At 69.2% G+C, this 24,498-nt stretch carries 19 protein-coding genes; 9 read left to right on the forward strand and 10 right to left on the reverse strand.

Annotation, left to right across the window (positions count from 1 at the left end; genetic code table 11):
• Positions 1-17: 17 nt before the first annotated feature.
• From DFR72_RS39855 to DFR72_RS39870, 4 genes are read right to left on the reverse strand one after another with little or no spacing between them, the layout of a single operon-like run.
• The gene (locus DFR72_RS39855) at positions 18-1,541 is read right to left on the reverse strand and encodes a protein kinase family protein (protein WP_425459939.1); all 1,524 of its coding nucleotides are present in this window, start codon (positions 1,539-1,541) and stop codon (positions 18-20) included.
• Between the two features lie 31 nt (positions 1,542-1,572).
• Complete coding sequence (murJ, locus tag DFR72_RS39860) at positions 1,573-3,222, reverse strand: murein biosynthesis integral membrane protein MurJ (RefSeq protein ID WP_245983844.1); 1,650 nt, start codon at positions 3,220-3,222, stop codon at positions 1,573-1,575.
• Positions 3,219-5,516, reverse strand: a complete 2,298-nt coding sequence (locus DFR72_RS39865; protein WP_090071982.1) for a DUF6049 family protein — start codon at positions 5,514-5,516, stop codon at positions 3,219-3,221. Before DFR72_RS39865 ends, murJ begins: the two co-directional genes overlap by 4 nt.
• Positions 5,513-6,031, reverse strand: a complete 519-nt coding sequence (locus DFR72_RS39870) for an NUDIX hydrolase (RefSeq protein WP_114773943.1) — start codon at positions 6,029-6,031, stop codon at positions 5,513-5,515. The genes DFR72_RS39865 and DFR72_RS39870 overlap by 4 nt, the downstream gene beginning before the upstream one ends.
• A gap of 42 nt (positions 6,032-6,073) precedes the next feature.
• Between DFR72_RS39870 and DFR72_RS39875 the strand changes: the two genes are divergently transcribed.
• Positions 6,074-7,510 carry a CCA tRNA nucleotidyltransferase gene (locus DFR72_RS39875; RefSeq protein ID WP_090071981.1) on the forward strand — a complete coding sequence of 479 codons (1,437 nt, stop codon included), beginning with the start codon at positions 6,074-6,076 and terminating at the stop codon, positions 7,508-7,510.
• Between the two features lie 81 nt (positions 7,511-7,591).
• Positions 7,592-7,861 (forward strand): helix-turn-helix domain-containing protein, encoded by a 270-nt coding sequence (locus DFR72_RS39880; RefSeq protein ID WP_170176614.1) that lies wholly within the window; start codon positions 7,592-7,594, stop codon positions 7,859-7,861.
• On the opposite strand, the gene DFR72_RS39885 is transcribed toward DFR72_RS39880, so the two are convergent.
• Positions 7,790-9,133: an MFS transporter gene (locus DFR72_RS39885; RefSeq protein ID WP_090071979.1), complete on the reverse strand. Its 1,344-nt coding sequence runs from the start codon at positions 9,131-9,133 to the stop codon at positions 7,790-7,792. The genes DFR72_RS39880 and DFR72_RS39885 overlap by 72 nt on opposite strands.
• A 235-nt stretch (positions 9,134-9,368) precedes the next feature.
• Here DFR72_RS39885 and DFR72_RS39890 point away from each other — a divergent pair, with 235 nt between their 5' ends.
• Positions 9,369-9,947, forward strand: coding sequence for a YqgE/AlgH family protein (locus tag DFR72_RS39890; protein WP_090071978.1), 579 nt, complete (start codon positions 9,369-9,371; stop codon positions 9,945-9,947).
• 18 nt (positions 9,948-9,965) lie between these two features.
• On the opposite strand, the gene DFR72_RS39895 is transcribed toward DFR72_RS39890, so the two are convergent.
• Positions 9,966-10,370, reverse strand: a complete 405-nt coding sequence (locus tag DFR72_RS39895) for an SdpI family protein (RefSeq protein WP_245983846.1) — start codon at positions 10,368-10,370, stop codon at positions 9,966-9,968.
• Between the two features lie 250 nt (positions 10,371-10,620).
• Here DFR72_RS39895 and leuS point away from each other — a divergent pair, with 250 nt between their 5' ends.
• Positions 10,621-13,398, forward strand: a complete 2,778-nt coding sequence (leuS, locus tag DFR72_RS39900) for a leucine--tRNA ligase (protein WP_090071977.1) — start codon at positions 10,621-10,623, stop codon at positions 13,396-13,398.
• 21 nt (positions 13,399-13,419) lie between these two features.
• On the opposite strand, the gene DFR72_RS39905 is transcribed toward leuS, so the two are convergent.
• On the reverse strand, positions 13,420-14,034 hold the full coding sequence (locus tag DFR72_RS39905; RefSeq protein WP_090071976.1) for a TetR/AcrR family transcriptional regulator: 615 nt from the start codon (positions 14,032-14,034) through the stop codon (positions 13,420-13,422).
• A gap of 92 nt (positions 14,035-14,126) precedes the next feature.
• Between DFR72_RS39905 and DFR72_RS39910 the strand changes: the two genes are divergently transcribed.
• Positions 14,127-14,987 carry an SDR family oxidoreductase gene (locus DFR72_RS39910; protein ID WP_090071975.1) on the forward strand — a complete coding sequence of 287 codons (861 nt, stop codon included), beginning with the start codon at positions 14,127-14,129 and terminating at the stop codon, positions 14,985-14,987.
• Here the strand turns inward: DFR72_RS39910 and DFR72_RS39915 are convergent.
• The gene (locus DFR72_RS39915) at positions 14,980-15,699 is read right to left on the reverse strand and encodes a TetR/AcrR family transcriptional regulator (protein WP_090071971.1); all 720 of its coding nucleotides are present in this window, start codon (positions 15,697-15,699) and stop codon (positions 14,980-14,982) included. The two genes, DFR72_RS39910 and DFR72_RS39915, sit on opposite strands and share 8 nt — an antisense overlap.
• 112 nt (positions 15,700-15,811) lie before the next feature.
• On the opposite strand from DFR72_RS39915, the gene DFR72_RS39920 reads away from it, so the two are divergent.
• The gene (locus DFR72_RS39920) at positions 15,812-17,926 is read left to right on the forward strand and encodes an MMPL family transporter (RefSeq protein ID WP_090071970.1); all 2,115 of its coding nucleotides are present in this window, start codon (positions 15,812-15,814) and stop codon (positions 17,924-17,926) included.
• Here DFR72_RS39920 and DFR72_RS39925 read toward each other — a convergent pair.
• Together DFR72_RS39925 and DFR72_RS39930 are read right to left on the reverse strand one after the other, a co-directional pair.
• A complete protein-coding gene (locus DFR72_RS39925; protein WP_090071969.1) occupies positions 17,866-18,936 on the reverse strand; it encodes a YVTN family beta-propeller repeat protein in 1,071 nt (356 codons plus the stop codon). The two genes, DFR72_RS39920 and DFR72_RS39925, sit on opposite strands and share 61 nt — an antisense overlap.
• A gap of 122 nt (positions 18,937-19,058) precedes the next feature.
• Complete coding sequence (locus DFR72_RS39930; protein WP_114773945.1) at positions 19,059-21,119, reverse strand: DUF2339 domain-containing protein; 2,061 nt, start codon at positions 21,117-21,119, stop codon at positions 19,059-19,061.
• A gap of 102 nt (positions 21,120-21,221) precedes the next feature.
• On the opposite strand from DFR72_RS39930, the gene DFR72_RS39935 reads away from it, so the two are divergent.
• Genes DFR72_RS39935 through DFR72_RS46055 form a run of 3 tightly spaced genes read left to right on the forward strand, consistent with a single transcriptional unit; the run spans position 21,222 to position 24,495 of the window.
• Positions 21,222-22,187: a LacI family DNA-binding transcriptional regulator gene (locus tag DFR72_RS39935; protein WP_245983857.1), complete on the forward strand. Its 966-nt coding sequence runs from the start codon at positions 21,222-21,224 to the stop codon at positions 22,185-22,187.
• Positions 22,184-23,593, forward strand: coding sequence for a sugar ABC transporter ATP-binding protein (locus DFR72_RS39940; RefSeq protein ID WP_090071966.1), 1,410 nt, complete (start codon positions 22,184-22,186; stop codon positions 23,591-23,593). The genes DFR72_RS39935 and DFR72_RS39940 overlap by 4 nt, the downstream gene beginning before the upstream one ends.
• On the forward strand, positions 23,590-24,495 hold the full coding sequence (locus DFR72_RS46055; protein ID WP_245983847.1) for an ABC transporter permease: 906 nt from the start codon (positions 23,590-23,592) through the stop codon (positions 24,493-24,495). The genes DFR72_RS39940 and DFR72_RS46055 overlap by 4 nt, the downstream gene beginning before the upstream one ends.
• The last annotated feature ends 3 nt before the right edge of the window (positions 24,496-24,498 follow it).

The raw sequence follows: 24,498 nt of genomic DNA on the forward strand, positions 1-24,498 counted from the left end.
TAGTTCTACTCGCCGGGCTACTGCGCTCGCGTGTAGAGGACTTCCCGGACCTCGGACTGGTTCTTGCCGCCGCCGGAGCTCGTGAGCTGCGTGATCCAGATCAGGACGTGACCGGTCGGCTCGTGCTCGTTCAGCTGGATCTGCGTCTGCCCGTCGGACAGGTCGGCCACCCCGATGACCTTGGTCTCCTCGAGCGGCGCGTCCAGCGCGGACGCGGACCTGATCTCGACGTGCGTGCCCTTGCTGGGCGAGGTGATGGTGACCGAGGCCAGCTTCACCGGCTCCGCGAACGAGGCCATCAGACCGATGCCGGGCTTGAGCGTCGGGAACGGCTGGAAGTAGTTGTCGGTCCGCCAGAACGTGCCCGCGTTGTTGTCGGCCGCCCGGCTCGCCTGGTTGGGGTTGTCGGGCTGGTTCGTCACGTCGTAGACGCCGATGGCCGCCGGCTGCACCGGCCCTGCGGGTGCGGGCGGAGGTGCGCTCTGGCCGTTCGACCCCGGCTGGTTGATCACCACGGTCGGGCCGCCGCCCTTGGACGGCTCGTCGCTGAAGAAACCGACGATCTGCACGCTCAGCCACACGATCACGGTCAGCGTGGCCAGGGCGAGCACGCCGACGCTGATCCACAGCTTCTTCTTCTGCTGCTTGTCCTGCCGTGGACGCTGTGTGGTCCACACGACCTGGTCGTCGTCATCGCGGGTCGACGCCACGGCCGGGATCAGCGCGGTCTGGGCTTCCTCGGCCGCGATCTGGTCGAGGACCTGCAGGATCGCGGCGGACGTCCGGATGCCGCCCACCGACGTGTCTTCGAGCGAGCGCACCGCGACGGACGACAGGTCGTGCGGCAGGTACGGGTGCAACGCGTTCGGAGCGACCACGGACCCGTCCGGCCCGGTCGGTGCGACCGGCACGCCCTGAGGGCCGCCCGGCAGCGCCCACCGGCCGGTGAGCAGCAGGTACAGGATCGCGCCGAGGCCCTTGACGTCGTCGCGCGCGATCGCGTCCGGCCGCGGGCCGGGGAACGCGAGGCGCAGGCGGCCGTCGGAGGTGACCCGGATGCGCTGCGGGTGGTCGGCGCCCAGCACGAGACCGGCGTGGTGCGCGCCCTCGATGGCGGCGCCCAGCGGTTCGAGCAGGCGGGTCGCGGCGCCCGCCGGCAGCGGGCCCTCCGCGATGAGGTCCATCAGGTCGGTGCCCTGGGTCCACTCGGCGATGACGATGCCGAGGATGCCCTCGTCGGGGCGGATGCCGGTGCCGGGCGTCAGCACGTCGATCACCCTGGACACGCCGGGGTGCGTGAACGACGACGCGTGCATCGCGCGTTCGACCGTTCGGCGGGCACGGGCGGCGGCCTCGTTGTCCGCGAGGTTGCCCAGCAACACCGTCAGCGCCACGTCCCGGTTGAGCTGACCGTCCCGCGCTCGCCACAGCTCCGCGTTGGACCGCGCGTCCGCTCCTGATTTGGCGAGCAGCCGGTAGCGGCCGTTGCCGATGACGCCCCCGGGATTCAGGGCGGCGTGAACTCCGCTACTCACGGACACGAGGGTACGGGACGGCGCTCACGGACTGGAGTCACCTTCGCCGCACCAAACGGTTGATCTTGGCGATCACCGGCTTCATCTCGGGCACCCGGAACGCCGCCAAAAGGCCGAACGCGAGGGGCAGGCCGATCGCCGTCACGAGCACGACCTCGATCCAGGCCGCCACGACCGGCTCGATGGTGCCGAGCATGCCCAGGACCAGCCAGTTCGCGCCCTTGGCGACCGCGAAGGCCAGCGAGGAGGCGACGACGGTGAGGCAGACCGTCCAGATGGTGAAGCCGGTGCGCAGGCGGCCGAGGCGGACCCGCAGCCACACCTGCCCGACGATCGCGCCGAAGACGAAGCTCAGCGACATCGCGAGCGACACACCGACGGCGAGCTGCGAGGCGTCACCCGGCGTGGACACCGCGAGGAAGAGGTAGAGAAGCCCGATGCGCACCGCCACGATCAACGCCTGGATGAGCGTCGGCGTGCGGGCGTCCTTCATCGCGTAGAAGACCCGCAGCTGCAGCAGCGTCACGGCGTAGGGCACGAGACCGAACGCCGAGAGCGCGAGCGCGAGACCGATCCTCGTGCCGCCGTCGACGCCGGAGTTGCCCCAGGCGAAGGCCGCGAGGCCGATGGCCAGACCGGACACCGTCATCAACGCGCTGAACGGCATCAGCAGGATCGCCGACATGCGGTTGCCGAACAGCAGGTCGCGCACGATCGACTCGTTGTCGTTGTTCGCGGCCGCCCGGCTCATCTTCGGCATCAACGCCGTCAGCAGGGAGACGCCGAGGACGCCGTACGGCACCTGGGCGATGAGCCACTGGTAGTTGAACGCCGTCAGCGTGCCCTCGGCGCTCGTCGCCACGTTCGTCAGCACCGTCATGCTGGCCAGGCCGAGCCCGACGTAGAGCAGCACCCAGAACGCGAGGCTGCCGAACTCCGACAGGCGCGAGTCCCAGCCGAAGCGCCACTTGAACTTGAAGCCGGTCTTCTTCAGCGCCGGGAACAGCACGGACGCCTGCACGGCCACACCGAGCGCGGTGCCGAGGCCGAGCACCAGCAGGTGCACGTCGGTCATGCGGACCGGGTTGAGCGTGAGCTCGCCCGGCAGCAGCGCGTAGACGACCAGCACGACGATCACGACGAGGTTGTTCAGCACCGGCGCCCAGGTGGGGATGCCGAACACGTGCCGTGCGTTGAGCACGGCGCTGAGCAGCGCCGTCAGGCCGTAGAAGACGATGCCCGGCAGCACCAGGTACGCGAACGCGGTGACCAGCTCGGGGTTCGCGTTCTGGGAGTCGGAGATGTAGAGGTCGGTCAGCAACGGCGCGCAGGCCATCGCGATGACCGTACCGACGCCGAGGATCAGCGTGCCCATGGTGATCAGCCACTGGGCGTACGACTCGCCGCCGTCGCCGTCCTCCTTCTCGGCGCGGACCAACAGCGGGATCGCCACGCTGGTCAGGATGCCGCCGAGCAGGAGCTCGTTGATCATCGTGGGCAGCGTCGAAGCCGCCTGGTAGGAGTCGCCGAGCATCTCGGCGCCGATCACCGCGATGAGCAGCACCTTCGACAGCAGGCCGGTGCCTCGGCTGACGATCGTCGCGATCGCCATCGAGCCGCTCGCCCTGGCGACCGACGGTGCTTGGTTCTGCTGCTCTGGCTGGGTGGTCGTGGCTGTCTCGCTCACGCGCTCGACTTCTCCGGTGTGACGTTCTCGATGGACGGGGCGTCGCCGTTCTCGCCGTTGCGAGCGCGGACCCTCTTGTAGATCCGGCGCCCGGAAAGCAGAACGAGCGCGATGCCCGCGATCACGGTGATGATCACCGTGATGGTGCCGTAGGCGGACGACGACACCTCCAGCTTGACAGTGTCACCGAGCGGGACGCCCTCGGGAGTGGTCAGGCGCACGCTGACCGGGAACCGGCCGGAGCGCAGCACCTCGACGGGTACCCGCACGACGCGCTCGCCGCGGGCGGGAAGCACCTGGTCGGCGAGGTCGAGCTTGCGGATGCCGGGGGTGTCGGCGAGGTTGATCCGGACCGTCACGCGGACGTCGAGCTTGTTCGTGATCGTGACCGGGATCGGGCTGTCGCCGGAGCCGAGCAGGATCGGGCTGTTCGGCTGCGTCACGCCGACCATGCCGGTCAGCGCGTTCAGTTCGCTCTGGCTGACCTCGGCCGCGGACCGGGCGCCCTGCTCATTGCCGCGCCACGCACCGGACATCGCCCGCAGCAGCCCGAGCCACAGCGGGTCGGCCAGGTCGGCCGGCGCCGCGTGCGCGCTGTCCTCCTGCTGCATGGCGGCGACGAGGCCGTTGAGCTCGACGCTCTGGTTCGTCACGGAGTCCGAGATGATCGCCGAGATCTCACGCGCACCGGCCTCCGGCGGGTAGGAGATCTTGGCGTTCGTCACCGCGGGCGTGGCGCCGGTGAGCTCCGCGAGGCCGGTCTGGGTCGCGTAACCGCTGGTCAGCAGCTTCTGGGCGGTGGTGAGGAACTCGGTCATCTCCGAGAGCGGCGCGTGCCAGCGGCGCGGCGGCGCGACCAGCACGTTGCGGCCGTCGCCCTGCCAGCCTGCGCGGAACACCAGCACCGCCAGCGCGTTCTGCACGGACACCGGCTGGCTCTCGACCGGCGTGGTCACGCCGGACAGCGTGCGCGGGCGCGACTCACTGCCCTGCAGCGCGTCCGAGACCATCGAGTCGATCTTGACCGCGGTCACCGGGTTCTTGCCGCCGATGACGACGGGCGCGGTGCCCGGCGCGTCGGCGATGCCGGTCGGGTCGAGCAGCAACGACTTCGCGCCGGGGTAGCCCTTGTCCGGCTGCGGGGTGACCAGCTCGTCGAACGTCGACTGGTCGAGCACGCCGTCCTCCGGCCACACCAGGTCGGGCAGCGGCTGCACGGACAGGACGTCCTGGATGAGCTTGGGGCCGTCGGTCACCGCGAGCGCGCGCATGGTCGCGAGCTTCGCCCTGTTCAACGCCACGAGGTCGGCGTCGGCGTACGGCAGCGCGACCACGCAACGGCCCGTGACGGCGAGCTTGAGGCGGTCGAGCCACAGCTTCGCCTCGATCCGGCCCTTGCCCTCGGTGCCGCCACGCAGCTTGTAGCCGGTGCTCATGGCCTGCACGGTGCGCAGCAGGTCCGGGTCGATGGCCAGGCACATGGCCGTGCTCATCTGCGGCACCGCCTGCTCGTAGGCCTGCAGCAGGCCGTACAGCCGGCCGTTGACCGAGAGCGACGCCGCGAGCTCGTCGTCGATCAGCTCCGACTGGCCCTCGCCGCCGAGCCTGACCAGCCGCGGGCGGTCCGCGATCGGCCACAGCACCGTCAGCTTCGAGCTCGCGCCCGGCTTGCCCCTGGTCTCGCCGCCGGGCACGCCCAGCACGGGCAGCAGCGTCGACAGCGCCGCGAGACGTGCCTGGCCGCCGTAGTCCGGCCGCCCGTTGACGTTCGCGAGGATCGGGTAGATGCCCGGCCGTTCGACCTCCAGCGAGGTCGGCTCGGTACCGCGCAGCGGCACCTCCAGCGTGAAGTCCTTCTGCTGGCCGGGTTCGAGCTCGCCGGCGACGGGGGTGAACTTGGGCTGCACGGCCTCGGCCGCCGCCGGCTCCCGCAACGCCTTGCGCAGGTCGTCCTCGGAGTCGAGCGGCTCACCACGCTCCAGGCGCAGCACGATGTCGGACACCTTGCGGTCGCCGATGTTGACGATCTTGCCGGTGATCCTGACGGTCGCCGGGGAGTCGCTCGTGACGAACCGGGGGGTGAGCTGGTCGATGTCGAGCCGCAGGAACTGCGGCTGCGCCTGGCCCGGCTGGGCGGAGAGCGACCTGGTCGCCCACACCTGGGTGGCGGGAGCGGGCATGAACGGCAACGCGTCGACCTCGTCCGGCTGCCCCTGCTGGGCGGCCGCGGCCGGCGCTGTGATCACCACGAACGCGGCGACAGCGGCTGTGCAGACGAGCTTCTTCAGGCTCACGCCGACGACTCCGCCCCGTTGTGGCAACGGCCGGCGAGCAGTTCGGCTGCTCGGCGGACCAGGCGGCGCTCGTCGGCATACGCGAGTCGCTCGTCCAGTTCGCCGAGTGGCACCCACGCCACCTCGGTGACCTCCACGTCTTCGTCGGAAAGCTCTCCCCCCGTCGCTTCGAGGAGGAAGTGGTGAACCGTCTTGTGCACCCGGCGGTCGTCAGCGACGAACCAGTAGTCGATCGACCCCAACGGGCGCAACACCCTGCTATGAATACCGGTCTCCTCGGCGACCTCGCGCACCGCGGTCTGCTCCGCGGTCTCGCCTGCCTCGATGTGACCCTTGGGCAAAGACCACAGCAACCGGCCTCGCCGGTCAAGTCTGCCGATCACCGCGGCCCGCTGCTCGCCGTCGAGCACCAGGCCACCGGCCGACGTCTCGTCGACGGTCTCGAGCCTCCTGCCCCGGCGCCGCTTCCGGCGCCCCGGCTTGGGACTCCCGGAACGTGCGGCTGACGGGGGCATACGGCCGATCGTACTTACGATCCTTGAGTACGCTGGTTTCTCGTGTCTCGATCGCTCCAGCAGAATGCGGTGGTGGAACCACCCGCCATCACACCTGTCGTCGCCGAACTCGCCGCTCGGTTCGCAGCCGGCGGCAAGCGCCTCTACCTCGTCGGTGGCAGTGTGCGCGACGCCGTGCTGGGGCGCCCGACGAACGACTTCGACTTCACCACCGACGCGCGACCTGCGGAGATCCAGAAGCTGCTGAGCGGCTGGTCCGACGCGCAGTGGGACACCGGCATCGCCTTCGGGACGGTCGGAGCGTCGAAGAAGGGCGAGATCATCGAGATCACGACCTTCCGCGCGGACGTCTACGACGGCGTGACCCGCAACCCCGAGGTGACCTTCGGCGACTCCATCGACGGCGACCTGGTCCGGCGCGACTTCACGGTCAACGCGATGGCGTACGACATCGCCGCGAGCGAGTTCGTGGACCCGACCGGCGGCTTGCAGGCGGCGCGCGACGGCGTGCTGGACACCCCGGCGACCCCGCAGGAGTCGTTCGGCGACGATCCGCTGCGCATGCTTCGTGCCGCCCGGTTCGTCTCCCAGCTCGGCTTCACGCCCGCGCCTCGGGTGGTCGAGGCGATGCGGTCGATGGCAGGCCAGCTCACCCGCATCACGCCGGAGCGCGTGCAGGTGGAGCTCTCGAAGCTCCTGTGCGGCGCGCACCCGCGCCTCGGCATCGAGCTCATGGTGGAGACCGGGCTGGCCGACATCGTGCTGCCCGAGCTCACGGCCATGAAGCTGGAGATCGACGAACATCATCAGCACAAGGACGTCTTCGACCACTCGCTGGTTGTGCTGGAGCAGGCAATTGATCTTGAAGAAGTTGATCAATCACCCGATCTGGTGCTGAGGATCGCCGCGCTCCTGCACGACATCGGCAAACCGGCGACGCGGAAGTTCGAGTCCGGTGGCGGCGTCTCGTTCCACCACCACGAGGTCGTGGGCGCGAAGATGGTGCGCAAGCGCTTGCGAGCGTTGCGGTACTCCAAGGAGATCACCGAGGACGTCGCGAAGCTCGTCTACCTGCACCTCCGCTTCCACGGGTACGGCAACGGCGAGTGGACCGACTCGGCCGTGCGCCGGTATGTGACGGACGCCGGTGATCTGCTGACGCGGTTGCACAAGCTCGTCCGTGCCGACTGCACGACCCGGAACAAGCGCAAGGCGAACCTGCTGCGCAACACCTACGACTCTCTCGAGGAACGCATCGCACGCATCGCGGCCGAGGAAGACCTTGCGCGCGTGCGTCCGGACCTCGACGGCAACGAGATCATGAAGCTGCTCGGCCTGCCGCCGGGCCGTGAGGTCGGCGCCGCGTGGAAGTTCCTCAAGGAGCTCAGGCTCGACCGCGGGCCGCTGGACCGCGACGAAGCCGAGGCGGCGTTGCTCGACTGGGCGCGCGAGCAGGGGATCACGCCACCCGCCCCGTGACGCATTGTGAGCGAATGGAATCCCCGCGTTAGCGAAGTGTCAGCGCGGGGATGCACCATGGTCAGTGCGCCAGGGGGGCGCATGGGGGTGGTGCAGATGTTCGCTTGGGGGCTTTCCTCAGGTCCTGCCGTACGGGACCTGGACGTTCTGACCGACGATCAACGGGCCGTGCTGAGGTGTCTCGCGCGCGGCCACGCCGACCACGAGATCGCGCGCGTGCTCGGCATCGGGCAACAGAGGGTGGCCGACGAGGTCGCCGACATCCTGCGGCGTCTCGATCTAACCGATCGAGTGGCGGCCGTCGTCTTCGCTCACGAGGCCGGGATGCTGCACCTGCCGTTTCCGCGCTGACAGGAGCAGGTAGGCGCCGAGCCCGACCAGGTAGAGGCTCGCGGCGACCAGGAGCAGGCCGGGCGAGCGCCCGTCCAGGGGGACCACCATCGCCGTGATCGACACCGCGGTGACCTGCGCGATGTTGAAGAGGGTGTCGTAGAGGGCGAACACGCGCCCGCGCACCTCGTCGCCGACGTCGTGCTGCACCGCGGTGTCCACGCAGAGCTTGACGATCTGACCGGCGAAGATGATCACGAAGCTGGCCAGCAGGATCGACGGCAGCGTCATCGGCAGCCCCAGCCCGACCTGGGCCGAGGCCGTGAGCAGCAACGCGCCGCAGATCGTGCGCTTGACCCCGAACCTGTCGACGATGCGGTCCGTCAGGATCCCGGCGAGCAGCACACCGGCACCGCCGGCGACCGCGACCTCGCCGAGCCCGCCGATGCCCGCCTTGAGGATGCCGACGTCCTCCAGGCTGTAGCGCATCAGCAGCAGCGTGATCATCAGGCTCATGCCGAACGCCGCCCGGTGCGCGAGCAACGCGGCCAGCCCGGCCGTGACGCTCGGCGTGCGCCAGGTGGCCTTCGCACCGTCCATCAGCCCGCGGGCCACGGCCGTCATGGCGTTGTTCGGCTCGTCGACCTCGTCCGGCCCGAGCACACCCGCCTTGAACCGGCTCGCGATGAACGCGCTGAGCAGCAGTCCGACCACGGCGATGCTGGTGGTCCAACCCGAACCGCCGTCCCCCGCGCCGAGCAGCGTGCGGAACCCGATCGCGCAGGCGGCGCCGACGACGGCCATGACCGCACCGGCCGTCGTGGTCAGTGCGTTCGCCTCGACCAGGTGATCTTCGTCGACGACGTGCGGCAGTGACGCGCTCAGACCGGACCCGACGAACCTGCCGATGCCCATGACGACGAGCGCGGAGACGTAGAGAGGCAGCCCGCTCAGCCCTGCACCCACGGCCAAGGCCGTGAGCAGGACGAACACGGCCCGTGCCAGGTTCGCGACGACGATGACCTTCTTGCGGTCCCACCGGTCGAGCAGCGCACCCGTGAATGGTCCGATCAGCGAGTACGGCAGCAGCAACACCGCGAACCCCGCCGCGATCGCAGCGGGATCGGCCTGGCGCTCGGGGTTGAACAGCACGGCACCGGCGAGCCCGGCCTGGAAGAGCCCGTCACCCCACTGGGAGGCGAGACGGGTGGCGAGAAGTCTGCGGTAGGCGGGGATGCCGAGGAACCGGCGTGATCCCCAGTGGTGTTTCTCCACCGCAAGCGTTGTCACCATTGCACTCTATGCGCGTCGCGGTGAAAACCACGAAAGCCGGACCTCGCGGTCCGGCTCCCCTGGTGCCGGATGCCAGGTCGCCTCACGGCGCGGCGCACTACGCGGCTCCAGCCGAACGGTATTCCGCGAAGGCGGTTGTCTGTTGAGCCCGGGGGACACAAAGACATCCGACACCTCAGTCTAACGGGACGCGGGCCTGAGTTGTTCCGGCGATCACGGGTGATTTCATGGTGACGTGCGTCCCGATGACGAAGTCGAAGTCGAGCCAGGCTCCCTGTTGGTTGCCGCTCCGAGCCTGAACGACCCGAACTTCAAACGCACCGTCGTCTACATCATCGACCAACGTCCAGAGGGGACCCTCGGCGTCGTGCTGAACCGCCCCTCCGACGTGGCGGTGCACGACGTGCTGCCGCCGTGGGGTTCACAGGTCACGAAGCCGCAGTGCATCTACATAGGCGGTCCGGTCGAGCAGAAGACGGCGTTGTGCCTGGCAGCGTTGAAGGCGGGCACCGACCCCGCCACCGTGGAGGGACTGGTCAGCGTGCAGGGCCCGGTCGCCCTGGTCGACCTCGACGCCGAACCGGACGACCTGATGCCGCTGGTGCGCGGCCTGCGGGTGTTCGCGGGCTACGCGGGCTGGGGCGAGGGCCAGTTGCAGGGCGAGATCGACCGCGGCGACTGGATCGTCGTGACCGGACTGGCCGACGACGTGCTGGCCGGCGCGAAGGTCGACCTGTGGGGCAGGGTGCTGCGCCGGCAGGGAATGCCGCTGGCGCTGCTGTCGACCTACCCGAAGGACGTCCGCGACAACTGATTCACGTGAAACGTCGGGTTACAGCCCGGCGAGCGGGGAGCAACCGCCACCACCGCAGGCGCAGCCGCCACAACCCTTGGGCTTGACCGGCTCCGGCACGAGCGCCGCCGCCCGGCTGCCCATCACGCCACCCGCGAGGGCGATCGTCAGCGCGCCGACCAGTCCGATGACCCCGGCGGTCACCGCCAGGTCGGCCATCACGAACGCCATGGCGCCGGACACGACGGCGACGACACCCGCCGCGACGTTCGGCACGCCGGCGACGCGGTTGGCCAGCGCGAACGTCTCCTCGTCGCGCAGGGCGGCGGCCGTGCGCACACCGACGAAGCGGTTGCGGCGCAGCTTGCCCTGCAGACCCAGCAGACCGACCGCGCCGAGAGCGACGCCGAGCACACCCAGGACGACCGACAGCACGATGTTCACCCCATGAGGGTAAGACGGGACCGCGGCTCCCCTCTCGGTCACCCCGGTCTGATGTGCCGCAGGCCACCGCCCGGTTCATCGTGCTTGCGCTGCGCTGATACCGTTGAGGACATGAGCACGGCCCGCCTGCTCCTTATCTAGCCGCGACGACCTCTTCGGAAGACGGTCGGCGCGGCCACCCTCCATGCCCGTCTGGGCTGGGGGGTTTCGTCATGTCAGGGGCAGGAACAGACGTGAGAGGGACCTTGAAATGAGCACGGACGCGGCGGAGATTCCCGCCTACCGCTACACCGCCGAGCTGGCGAACCAGATCGAGGAGCGGTGGCAGCGGTACTGGGAGAACCACGGCACCTACCACGCGCCCAACCCCGTTGGCGCGCTCAAGGGTGACGTGCCCGCCGACAAGCTGTTCGTGCAGGACATGTTCCCGTACCCGAGCGGTGCCGGGCTGCACGTCGGCCACCCGCTGGGCTTCATCGGCACGGACGTCTTCGCGCGGTACCACCGCATGAACGGCCGCAACGTGCTGCACACCATGGGGTTCGACGCGTTCGGCCTGCCCGCGGAGCAGTACGCGGTGAAGACCGGTCAGCACCCGCGCAAGACCACCGAGGAGAACATCAACACCTACCTGCGCCAGATCCGCAGGCTGGGGCTGGGCCACGACGAGCGTCGCCGCATCTCGACGATCGACCCCGAGTACTACAAGTGGACCCAGTGGATCTTCCTGCAGATCTTCAACTCCTGGTACGACCCGGACGCCCGCAAGGCTCGTCCCATCGCCGAGTTGATCTCGCAGTTCGAGTCTGGCGAGCGCGACGTCGAGGGCGGTCGCACGTGGTCTGAGCTGTCTTTTGCCGACCAGCAAAGGATCTTGGGCGAATTCCGCCTGGCCTACATGTCGGAGGCGCCCGTCAACTGGTGTCCCGGACTGGGTACTGTGCTGGCGAACGAAGAGGTCACCGCGGACGGTCGCAGTGAGCGTGGCAACTTCCCGGTGTTCAGGAAAAGCCTGCGCCAGTGGATGATGCGCATCACCGCGTACTCGGACCGGCTGATCGACGACTTGGACCGGCTGGACTGGCCGGACAAGGTCAAGGCCATGCAGCGCAACTGGATCGGGCGCTCGCATGGTGCCCGAGTCCGATTCGCGGTGGGAGACGAGAACATTGAGGTCTTCACGACCCGTCCGGACACGTTGTTCGGCGCGACCTACATGGTCCTGGCACCGGAACACCAGCTGGTGGACCAGATTGCGGCGCCCGATCGCGTGGCAGACATCGCCGCGTACCGGCGCGCAGCGTCCCTGAAGTCCGAACTGGACCGTCAGGAGAACAAGGAGAAGACCGGCGTCTTCATCGGGGCGTACGCCACGAACCCGGTGAACGGCAAGGACATCCCGGTCTACATCGCCGACTACGTGCTGATGGGCTACGGCACGGGCGCGATCATGGCCGTGCCCGGCCAGGACCAGCGCGACTGGGACTTCGCGAAGAAGTTCGACCTGCCGATCATCCGCACGGTCCAGCCGTCGGAGGGCTTCGAGGGCGACGCCTACACCGGCGACGGACCCGCGGTGAACTCCGGGTTCCTGGACGGCATGGCGATCGACGACGCCAAGAAGACGATGATCGGCTGGCTGGAGGAGAACGGCCACGGTCACGGCACCGTCCAGTTCAAGCTGCGCGACTGGCTGTTCAGCCGCCAGCGCTACTGGGGCGAGCCGTTCCCGGTCGTCTACGACGAGGCCGGCACCGCCATCGCGCTGCCGGAGTCGATGCTGCCGGTCGAGCTGCCCGAGGTCGACGACTACTCGCCGCGCACCTTCGACCCGGAGGACGCGAACACCGAGCCGTCGCCGCCGCTGTCGCGTGCGACCGACTGGATGACAGTCGAGCTGGACCTGGGCGACGGCATGAAGACCTACCGCCGCGACACGAACACCATGCCGAACTGGGCGGGTTCGTGCTGGTACCAGCTGCGCTACGTCGACCCGGTCGAGACCGAGCGGTTCGTCAACCCGGAGAACGAGAAGTACTGGCTGGGCCCGCGCACGGCCGAGCACGGCCCGACCGACCCCGGCGGCGTCGACCTGTACATCGGCGGTGTCGAGCACGCGGTGCTGCACCTGCTGTACTCGCGCTTCTGGCAGAAGGTCCTGTTCGACCTGGGCCACCTGAGCAGCGACGAGCCGTACCGCCGCCTGTTCAACCAGGGCTACATCCAGGCGTACGCGTACACCGACGCCCGCGGCTTCTACGTGCCCGCGGCCGAGGTCGTCGAGGAAGACGGCAAGTTCTTCCACAACGGCGAAGAGGTCCACCGCGAGTACGGCAAAATGGGCAAGAGCCTGAACAACGTCGTCACGCCGGACCAGATGTGCGAGACGTACGGCGCCGACACGTTCCGGTTCTACGAGATGTCCATGGGCCCGATGGACGTGTCGCGCCCGTGGGCGACCAAGGACGTCGTCGGCGCGCAACGCTTCATGCAGCGTCTGTGGCGCAACCTGGTCAACGAGGCAGACGGCTCGCTGCGCGTCACGGACGAAGAAGCGTCCGTCGAAGCGCTGCGCCTGCTGCACAAGACCATCGCCGGCGTCCACGACGACTACGCGAACCTGCGCTACAACACGGCGGGCGCGAAGCTGATCGAGCTGAACAACTACGTCACCAAGCACTACTCGTCCGGCACGCCGCGCGTGCTGGCCGAGGCCATGGTGCTGATGCTGGCTCCGCAGGCCCCGCACGTGGCCGAGGAGCTGTGGGCGAAGCTGGGCAACGACGGCTCGCTGGCGCACGGCCCGTTCCCGAAGGCCGACGAGCAGTACCTGGTCGAGGACACCGTCGAGTACCCGATCCAGGTCAACGGCAAGGTCCGCTCGCGGGTCGTCGTGTCGGCGTCCGCGTCGCAGGACGAGATCAAGGCCGCCGCGCTGGCGGAGGAGAAGATCGCCGAGCTGGTCGCCGGTGGCGAGCCGCGCAAGGTGATCGTCGTTCCCGGCCGTCTGGTGAACATCGTTCTGTAGCGCCGAGAAGAGCTGGCGCGGCTACGGCCGCGCCAGCTCTTCCAGCACCTGCTCCACCTCCAGCGACGGGTCGGCCACTCGAGCCGCCCGCAACGCCCCCGCGAGCACCGCCATGAGCATCTCCACGACCAGGTCCACGTCGAACGGGTGCTCACTGAGCAGGTAGTCGCGTGCCAGCTGGTCGGCCGCTGTCGTGTACATCCGCAGCGCGGCCCGCACCGCCGGCCGTTCGAAGTCCAGCCCGAGGTTCTCGCACAGCTTCCGGTTGCCGTCGTCCCGCACGGCGTCGAACGGCTCCTCCGCGCCCCACGGCCGCAGCACGAGGTTGAGCGCCAGGTCGCGATGCGCCGCCAGGTACGTCAGGTGCGCCGCGTGCGACCGGCGGATCCGCTTCCCCAACGGCACGTCCGGGTCGTCGACGTGCAGGTCCAGCACCTCGCGCCCGATCGAGCACAGCACCTCGCTGTAGAGCCCCTGCTTGCTGCCGAAGTGGTGGAACACCAGTCCGTGCGCTACTCCGGCCGCTCGGGCGACGTCGGCTGCCTTCACCTCGTCGTACTTCGACGTGATGAACAGCTCTCGGGCCGCTGCCAGCACCTTCTCCTTGGTGGCGGCTGCGGTGGCGGCACGGGTCATGCGACCACGCTAACAGCTCGTTGACTCCGAGTCAGTGAAGGAGTACTCCTTGATTAAGAGTCATTGACTCAAAGTCAACGAGGGGATTCGAGATGACGAAGACATTGGTCATCGGAGCGACCGGCACCGTGGGCGGCCTTGTGCTCGCGGAGGCCGTGCGCCGCGGTGCCGACGTGCGCGCGTTGGTGCGCAACAAGGAACGGGCCAACTTGCCCGACACGGTCGAGGTGGTCCAAGGAGACCTGGCCGACCGCGAGGCCGTGGCCGGCGCGCTGAGGGGCGTCGACTCGGCGTTCTACGTGTCGCCGCACGAGACCAACGAGGTCGAGCTCGCGACGATCTTCGGGCAGGAGGCCGAACGAGCCGGCGCACGCCTGGTGTTCGGTGGCTTCCACATCGAGGACGACGACGCGCGCGAGGCGGCGGGCAGCGCGATCCCGGCCTACGTCCCGAAGCTGGAGCTGGCGGCGTTCCTCGCGAGCACCGACACCAGGCCCGCGATGGTCAGCATCACCAACTTCGCCCAGAACGACGAGGTCTTCCGCGCGGACATCGAGGCGGGGACGTTCCCGACGCCCCTGCACCCCGGCGGGGTCAACCGGATCGACCTGCGCGACGCGGCCGAGGTGCTCACCACCGCGCTGGTCGACGTGAGCTTCGCGGCCGGCTCCTACCAGCTCGTGGGCCCCGAGTCGTTGAACGGCGAGCAGTCGGCGCAGATCTGGGCGGAGGAGCTCGGCCGGCCGGTCGTCTACACCGGTGACGACCCCGAGTGGCGCAAGGCGTTCGAGCGCAGGCTGTCAGGTCAGAAGCTCGTGGACTGGATCCGCAGCTTCGAGCTGCTCAGCGCGGCGCCGATCCCCACGACCGAGGCCGAGGTCGCGACCATGACGAAGCTGCTCGGGCACGCCCCGCGCACGTTGCGCGACTACGTGCGCGACTCGGTCAATTGATCTGAGTGTCCTCGAAGCCGATGTCCGTCAGCATCTGGTCGAGCATGCTGTCGAACATCGGCTCCGGGTTGCTCACCGCGAACGGGAACCGCCCGAACACCTCCAGCGCCACGTGCCCGTACAGCCGCACCCAGGACTGGACGACGTGGTAGATCTTGCCCAGGTTCAGGACGCCGTCGTCGAGCGTCACGCCGTGCTCCGACACCGCGTCCACCAGCACCTGCTGGAACCTCACCAGGTCCTCGTGCAGCACCTCGGGCACCTCGTCGTCCGCGTGGGTGGCGACCAGGTTCGACGCGATCAGCTGCCCCGCGAGCTGCAGGAACACCGAGCCGAACTGGTCGGCGCCGATCGGGTCGCGCGGCGAGGCGAAGACCAGCGCGAACTCCTGCGGGTGAGCCAGTGCCCAGCGGCGGAAGGCGTGGCACACCGCCCTGACCTGGCATCCCACCTCGCCTGACGTGTCCGCGGCGAGGTCCGCGTAGAGCGCTGCCGCCATGTCCGCGCAGATGTCGTCGCAGAGCTGCCGCAAGAGCGCGTCGTGCGAGTCGTAGTAGCGGTAGAGAGCCGGCGCGGTGATGCCGAGTTTACGTGCAATGGCACGCAGGGTAACCGCGTCGCGGCCGCTTTCCACCAATAGGGCGCGGGCCGCCTGCCGAATCTCACGCTCGGTCTCGGCGCGGAGCCGTTCTCGGCGAGTGGCCTCGGTCATATGTCACTCCATCGGGTTGTAGACCCCGTCCATGGACCCGTACGGTTTCAGTGAACGGTGTTTACAAGAGTTCACGGTATTAACAGCACGGTAACCCAGGAGGCCGTCGTCGATGTTCGCGAAGTGGGGATCCATCGCTTATCGCCGCCGGTGGGTGGTGTTGATCGCGACCGTACTGCTCGCGGTCGTCGGCGGTGTGTGGGGCATCGGCGTGTTCGACAAGCTCAGCCAGGGTGGGTACGAGGCTCCCTCCAGTGAGGCGGCGCGGGCCGACAAAGTAGCCGAGGAGGCGTTCGGGCGGCAGAACGGTGACGTGATCGTCATTTATCGCGGTGATTTCGCGAACCCGCTCGAGCTGAAGAAGGTCGCCGATCACATCAGCGGCTTCCGCAAGGACGACGTGCTCAAGGCCGTGGGCCCGGTGCCGTCGGACGACCAGCAGCAGGCCCTCGTCGCGATCACGCTGAGCAGCGGTGACTCGAACGAGCAGATCAAGCAGTTCCAGGACGTCCAGCCGCAGTTGAAGATCGACGGCTTCACCGAGCAGGTCGGCGGGCTCGTGCCCACCCAGAAGGCCATCAACGACATGTCGCAGGACGACCTGACGCGCGCCGAGATGTTCTCGCTGCCGCTGGTCCTGCTGCTGCTCGTGATCATCTTCGGTGGTCTCGTGGCGGCGTCCCTGCCGGTCGTCGTCGGCGGTCTCGCGATCATGGGTTCGCTCGGCGTGCTGCACGGCGTCGCCCTCTTCACCGAGGTCAACTCGTTCGCGGTCAACGTCGCCTCGCTGCTCGGCCTGGGCATGGCGATCGACTACGGCCTGTTCATGGTCGGCCGGTTCCGCGAGGAACTCGCGCAGGGCCGCACGTCCGAACAAGCCGTCGCCCGCACCGTCGCCTCCGCCGGCCGCACCGTCGTGTTCAGCGCGACGCTGCTGGTCATCGCGCTGGCCGGGCTGCTGCTCTTCCCGCACGGCTTCCTGAAGTCCCTCGCGTACGGCGGTGTGTCGTCGGTCGCGATCGCGGCGCTGGTCTCGGTCACGCTGCTGCCCGCGCTGCTCGGCGTGCTCGGCCACCGGGTCGACAAGCTCGCGATGCCGTGGCGCAAGAAGGAGCCCAGCGAACGCGGCTGGCGCAAGCTCAGCGGCAAGGTCATGAAGCGGCCCGTGCTGATCGCCGTGCCGATCGTCGGTGTGCTGCTGGCGCTCGGCTCGCCGTTCCTCGGCGTCCAGTTCGGCCAGGTCACCGAGAAGGTCCTGCCCGAGGGCAACGCCGTGCGCGTCGCCACCGAGAACATCAACCAGAACTTCTCGGCGCTCTCCAACACCGGCTTCAAGATCGTCGTCAAGGGCGGTGACGAGGCCGCGATCCAGGCCTACCTGGGCAAGGTCAAGGACGTGCCCGGCGTCGGCGAGGTCCAGCCGACCGGCGCGGACAAGGGCGTCACGGCCGCGATGGCCGGGCTGGAGAACGACGCGCTGAGCGAGGAGTCCAAGCAGGCGCTCAAGGATGTCCGCGCGCTGCAGGCCCCGGCCGGCGCCGAGGTGCTCGTCGGCGGCAACACCGCGGTGGTCAGCGACTCGCTCGACGCCATCGCGGACGGCCTGCCGTTGATGGTCACGCTGCTGGTCGGCGCGACGCTGATCCTGATGTTCCTGGCGTTCGGCTCGGTCGTGCTGCCGATCAAGGCCGTGGTCATGAGCGCGCTGTCGCTGTCCGCGACGTTCGGCGTGCTGGTGTGGATCTTCCAGGACGGCCACGGCGCCGACCTGCTGGGCGTCACGCCAGGTCCGCTGGAGTCCGGAATCGTCGTGCTGATGGCGGCCATCGTGTTCGGTCTGTCGACGGACTACGAGGTCTTCCTGCTCTCCCGCATGGTCGAGGCCCGCGGTCAGGGCGCGACGACGGAGGAGGCGGTGACCACCGGCCTGGCCAAGACCGGCCGGGTGATCACGTCGGCCGCGCTGCTGCTGATCGTGGTGACCGGTGCGTTCGCGTTCTCGCAGGTCGCGATGATGCGGTTCGTCGGTGTCGGCATGATCCTCGCGCTGGCGCTGGACGCCACCGTGGTCCGCATGCTGCTCGTGCCGGCCGTGCTCAAGCTGCTCGGCAACGCCGCGTGGTGGTCACCCGGTCCGCTCAAGCGGATCCAGGAACGTCTCGCGCTTCACGACGAGCCGGTGGACGACCTGGACGACGAGGTCCGCAGGCCGGTCCCCGTCGGCTGACCGGGAGGGAAGGCGATCATGGCCGCGTCGAAGAGGCGCGGCCTCGCCTCCAGTTCGTCCAGCTTCATCCGATACGTGGTGAGCACCGCGTTCGTGCTGTCCAGGACCGTCGTCGTCGCGCCGGTGGCGAGGAAGACCCTCGTGTCACCCGGCGCGATGGCGACGCTCGGCGTGTCGATGCGCAAGCGTTCGCGCACCGCCATCGTCGCCGCGTCGACGACCAGGACCGACCGTTCCTTGGGCAGCGTCAGGTAGACCGTGGCGCCATCCGGGGTGACGGCGATGCTGCCCGCTCCCCTGCCGACCTCGACCGTGCCGACGACCTGGTTCGTGGTCGTGTCGATCACCGACAACGTGCCGGGCGTCCGGTCACCGAGGCGCATGCTGCTCACGTAGAGGCGCTTGCCGTCCGGGGAGATCGCCAGGTGCTGCGGCAGTCCGCCGACCTGCACCGCCGACGTCTGGAACGCCGTCGCCGTGTCGACCAGGCCGACCGTGCCGTCCTGGGAGTTCGCGACGTAGAGGATCTTGTTGTCCGGGTGGACGGCGAGGCCCTGCGGCTGCCCGCCGGCCTTGATCACCGCGACCATCTGGAAGTTCTCCGGGTTCACCACCGCGACACCGCCGCTGGCCGAGACGTAGAGCCGCCGGCCGTCCGGCCGCATCACCGCGTGCGACAGCTGGACCTGGGTGAAGAGCCGGTCGACGATCTCGCCGGTGCTCGGGTCGACCACGGTGATCGCGCCGGTCCACCCGTTGACCACGTAGAGCCGCCGCCCGTCGGGTGACACAGCGACGCCCGTCGCGCGGCCCCCGGTGTCGGCCTGCACGAGAACGGCACCGTTGCGGGTGTCCACGACCTGGACGAGACCGGTCTTCCCCACCACGTACGCGAGCGGTGCCGCTGATGCGGAAGAAGTGGTCGTGTACTCGTGCCCTTGGTGAACACCCGTCGCCGCGAAGGCCGCTGAGAGCGCTATAACCGCGGCCACGAGGCGTGGCTTTGCCATACGCCCGATGGGAACACTTCCGGGTGCTTTCGATCCACTTCAGTCACTCGGCCGAGTGAAATCTATGCCTGGAGGTAGTACGGCTGTCGTCCGCGACGGCGGTGCGGACGACAGCCGTCCCATCAGTAGGAGTGCGGAGCCACTGGTTTGGATTCATATGACTCGGGATTTTTTGCCGAAGTCACCAGTTTGGCGTAACGGGTGCCCGCGGTGAGCAGGACCAGACCGGCACCGAGGAACGCCAGCACGCGGGCGACGCCGTCGAGCGCAGAGAGGTCGAACAGCACCAGCTTCACCACCGCGGCACCGACGAGGATCAGGCCGGAGATCCGCAGCGCCTTGTTGTTGATCCCCTTGACCAGCAGGAACAACGCGGCGATCGTCCACGACACCGTGACCATCGAGTGCCCGAAGAGGAACCCGGTCTCGTTCGGCGACATCAGCAGCGCCGCGCACAGCACCGCGCCCGCCGCGCCGTAGAGCAGCACGAGCCCGGAGACGATCCACGGGAACGGGTGCTTGGCCGGCTCGCGCAGCACCTGCATCTTGAGCGCGGCCCACGGCAGGATCGTGGCGAAGACGCCCAGCACGATCGCCGTCACGAGGCCGGCCGCGTAGTCACCGGGCTCGACGTTGTTGAAGAAGCGCGGCTCCTCGACGAGCCACGTGATCGGCACGGCCTGCCCGATCGTCATGAAGAACCCGAGCACGCCGAACGCGACCGACCCGGCGAGCGCGGTCTTCTTGTTCAACCGCGCCGCGAGGACCGCCAGGAGCACCGCCTCCGCCAGCACGATCGCCGTGCGGACGTTGCCGTCGAGCGCGATCACCGTGGTCTGGAACAACGCGAGCATGCCCGTCGCACCGGCCGCGGTGGTGAACCCGCGCGGCAGGTCGGGGACCATCCAGATCGCCAGCAGCACGGCGGCGACCACACCGGCGAGGATCGAGTTGGCCGGGTTCTCCAGCAGCGTCGTCGCGAACAGGGCGGGCAGTGCCGAACCCGCGATCAACGCGACGGCGACGATGTCGTCGGGCCGCTTGCGGATCGTCAGGAACGCGACCGCGATGCCGACGACGGTCGTGGCGGCCGCGACGCCGACCACGGTCCACTCGTAGGAGCGCGGGATGGCGTTCGCGGTGGTGAGCAGCGAGGCGAGGATCGGCGGGAAGCCACCGGCGACGGCGAGGCCCGGCCAGTTCCGCTTGATCTGGACCGGCGTGCTGGCCATCTTCAGCACCAGCAGGAAGCCGACGAGCAGGACCGTGAAGCCCTCGGTGATGATCGGCGAGCACACCGCACAGGCTGCGACGACGGTGACCGCGAGCGCTTGCGACTCCCACTTCAGCGCGAGCACGACACCGGTCGCGGCGACGGCCAGCCCGACGACGAGACCCACGCTCTCCGGCAGGTACCCGTACAGACTCGTGGCGGCGAGGACGTCGAGGTAGAGCCCGGCGAAACCGGTGAACGCCAGCGCCATCGCGCCGGTGCGCCCGGCGGGGTTGCGGTGCAGCCACATGCCGATGCCGACCAGCGCGCCGCTGAACACCGCGCCGCCGATCACGCGCGGCATCGGGCCGAGCCAGCCGCGCTGGACGGCGAGGACCAGCAGCATCACGAAGCCGAGCACGGTGATCGCGCCACCGACCCAGGCCAGCAGCTTCGCGCCGGCGCCGTCCTTGCCGAGCTTCTCGAACAGGGTCTCGCGCGGCTGCGGCGCGGGCCACTGCTGCTGTTGCTGCTGGGGGTGGGGCCACCGCGCCTGCGGAGGCTGCGGGAACTGGTGGCCGGGAGGCGGAGGCTGCTGGCCGGGGAACTGCTGACCGGGAGGCGGCGGCTGCTGGGTCGAGGCCGCGGCCTGCTGCGACCACGGGTTCTGCTGCTGCGGCACGCCGGCAGGCGGTGACGGCACACCGGTGGGCTGCTGCGCCGCACCCGTGGGCTGCTGGCCGGTTCCGGTCGGCTGCTGCGGCACTCCGGCCGGAGGCGTCGGGACGGGCGTGGCCGGCGGCTGCGGCACCTCACCGGGCCGCGCCACCTCGGGTGCCTCGAGCACCGCGGTCGCGGTCGAGGCGGAGCGCTCGCGCATCTCCGTGCTGATCGTCGTCAGCCGCTGCCCGATGGCCGCGAGCTCCAGCGCGAGGCGCTGCTCGTCTCCGAGGCGATCCTGTCCGTCCATGTGATCAGGGTGAGGCAGAGCACGCCCAGTTACATCCGTACACCTACTCATCCGCTTGACTAGATACATGTGTAATCGATTAACTACTGCTCCGTGACGACCATGAAGGACGTCGCGCAGCACGCCGGCGTCTCCACGGCCACCGTGTCGCGCGTGCTCAACGGGCATGCCGCACCGACCCCCGAGACCCGTGAGCGCGTGCTCGCCGCGATCGAGGAACTCGGCTACCGGCCCAACGCCCTGGCGCGATCCCTCAGGACCACCAGCACCCAGACCCTCGGTCTGGTCATCAGCGATCTGCTGAACCCGTTCTTCGCCGAGATCGCCCGGGCGGTCGAGGACGAAGCCCGGTCACACGGCTACTGCGTCGTGATCGGGAACGCCGACGAGAGCGCCGAGCAGGAAGCGACCTACGTGCGCACCCTGCTCGACCGCCGGGTGGACGGCCTCCTGCTGTGCCCCGCGACCGACGACCCGAGTCTGGTTCGCGAAGTGAGCGCAGGCGGCGTACCGCTGGTTCTGCTCGACCGGACGGTCAGAGGCGCCACATGCCCCGTCGTCCGCGCTGACGGCAGTGAGGCGTTGACCGCGCTCGCCCGGCGGCTCGTCGGCGCCGGCCACACCCGCATCGGAGTGATCGCGGGTCCGCCGAACACCTCCACTGGAAGAGAACGAACCGACGTGCTCACCGGGGCGCTCGGCGGCCTCGCGCAGGTCGTGCACGGCGACTTCCGCCAGGAGAGCGGCAGCCAGGCCGCCGCGAGGCTCCTCGACGACGGCGCCACGGCGCTGATCGCGATGGACAACCTGATGGGCCTCGGCGCGCTGGGCGAGGTCAGGGCCCGTGGCCTGCAGATCCCGCACGACATCGCGTTCGCGGTGTTCGACGACCAGCCGTGGTTCCCGCTGCTCGACCCGCCGATCACGGTCATCGCGCAGCCGACCGTGGAGATGGGCAAGGCCGCCGCGCGCAGCCTCCTCGCCCTGATCGACGGCCGGCAACCCGACGACGTCCGCCTCACCGCGAAGCTCGTGCTGCGCGGTTCGCTCGGGGAGGCCGAGCTGTGAAGACCCTCATCACCGCCCGCGGCATCACGAAGCACTTCGGCGCCACCAAGGCGTTGGACGGCGTCGACCTCGACATCAACGCGGGCGAGGTCCACGTCCTGCTCGGCGAGAACGGTGCCGGCAAGTCGACGCTGGTCAAGGTCCTCGCGGGCATCCACGGCCACGACGCCGGCACGATCGAGGGCCACGCCAGCCTCGCCGTCATCCACCAGGAACTGGCGCTGGTCCCGGAGCTGAGCGTCGCCGAGAACCTGTTCCTCAACCGCCTCCCGCGCAGGTTCGGCTTCGTCGACCGCGCCGAGATGCGCCGCAGGGCACCGGAACTGCTGAACCGCGTCGGCCTGGACGTCGACCCGGACGCCAAGGTCCGCGACCTCGGCATCGCCCAGCAGCAGATGATCGAGATCGCCCGCGCGCTCGACAAGGACGCCGGCGTGCTGATCCTCGACGAGCCGACCGCGGTCCTCACCGAGACCGAGACCGACCGGTTGCTGCAGATCATGGGCCAGCTGCGCCAGAACGGCGTCGGCCTCGTCTTCATCACCCACCACCTCGACGAGATCCAGCGCGTCGCCGACCGCATCACGGTCCTGCGCGACGGCCGGAGCGTGGGCGTCCTCGGTCCCAAGGCCACCACCCGGCACATGATCGAGCTGATGGTCGGCCGCCCGATCGACGAGCAGTACCCCCGCGCGCAACAACGCCCTGGTCAGCCGCTGCTCAGCATCAAGGGCCTGACCAGGCGCGGCGCGTTCGAGAACATCAGCGTCGAGGTCCACGCGGGCGAGGTCGTCGGCATCGCCGGCCTGGTCGGCGCTGGCCGGACGGAGGTCGCGCGGGCCGCGTTCGGCGTCGACGACTACGACCACGGCACGGTCGAGGTCGACGGGAAGCCGTTGCGCCGGGGCGACGTGCAGGCCGCCATCAAGGCAGGTCTCGGCCTCGTCCCCGAGGACCGCAAGGGCCAGGGCCTCGTCCTGACCGCGACCGTCGGCCAGAACCTCGAGCTCGTGACGCTCGACGACCGGGACCAGAAGCGCCTGCACGACATCGCGGGCAAGCTCCGGATCAAGGGCCGCGTCGAGCAGCCGGTGAAGGAGCTGTCGGGCGGCAACCAGCAGAAGGTCGTCATCGGCAAGTGGCTGCTGGCCGACCCGAAGGTGCTGATCCTCGACGAACCGACCAGAGGCGTCGACGTCGGCGCCAAGGTCGAGATCTACGAGCTCATCAACCGCATGACCGCGCAGGGCCGGGCCGTGCTGCTCGTGTCCAGCGACCTGCCCGAGGTGATCGGGATGAGCGACCGCGTCGTCGTGATGGCCCACGGCCGGGTGGCCGGTGAGCTGCCCAAGGGCGCGACCCAAGACCAGGTGATGGCACTCGCCGTGCAGGAGATCTCAGCGTGAGCACGATCAGCATTCGCAAGTACGCCAGTGAGAACGGTGCCCTCGCGGGGCTCGTCGTCCTCGCTCTGGTCATCGCGGTCATGCAGCCCGCGTTCCTCAACGCGCAGAACCTGCTGAACGTGGGCGTGCAGGCCGCGGTCATCGCGATCATGGCCTTCGGCATGACGTTCGTGGTGGTCGCGGGCGGCATCGACCTGTCGGTGGGCAGCATCGCCGCACTGGCCGCGATGGTCGGGGCACTCACCGCCGGCCCGATCGGCCTGGTCGTCGGTGCGCTCTGCGGTCTCGTCAACGGCGCGTTGATCAGCTACGGCAAGCTGCCGCCGTTCATCGCGACGCTGGCCATGCTCAGCGTCGCCCGCGGTCTCACGCTGGTGTTCTCCGAGGGCCAGCCGCACGAGACCGACGCGCTGGTCACGTTCCTCGGCTCGAACCTCGCGCCGATGGTTCCGCTGCCGCTGCTGCTGATGCTGGCGTTCTTCGGCATCACCGGCCTGATCCTCACGCGCACCAACCTCGGCCGTCGCATGTACGCGATCGGCGGCAACGAGGAAGCGGCCAAGCTCAGCGGCATCGACGTCCGGAGGCAGAAGCTCTGGATCTACGCGCTGAGCGGCCTCTTCGCCGCCGCCGCGGGCCTCGTGCTCGCGGGACGGCTCGGGTCCGCCGGTCCGCAGGCAGCGGTGGGCTACGAACTCGACGCCATCGCCGCCGTCGTCATCGGCGGCGCGTCGTTGTCCGGTGGCGTCGGACGCGCCACCGGGACGTTGGTCGGCGCACTTGTGCTCGCCGTCCTGCGCAACGGCCTCAACCTGCTGCAGGTGCCGCCGTTCTGGCAGCAGGTCGTCATCGGCGCGGTGATCGCTCTCGCCGCGCTGCTCGACTCACTTCGCCGTCGCTGAGAA

It is taken from the genome of Lentzea flaviverrucosa (assembly GCF_003350445.1).
GTDB classification, from domain to species: Bacteria; Actinomycetota; Actinomycetes; order Mycobacteriales; family Pseudonocardiaceae; genus Lentzea; species Lentzea californiensis.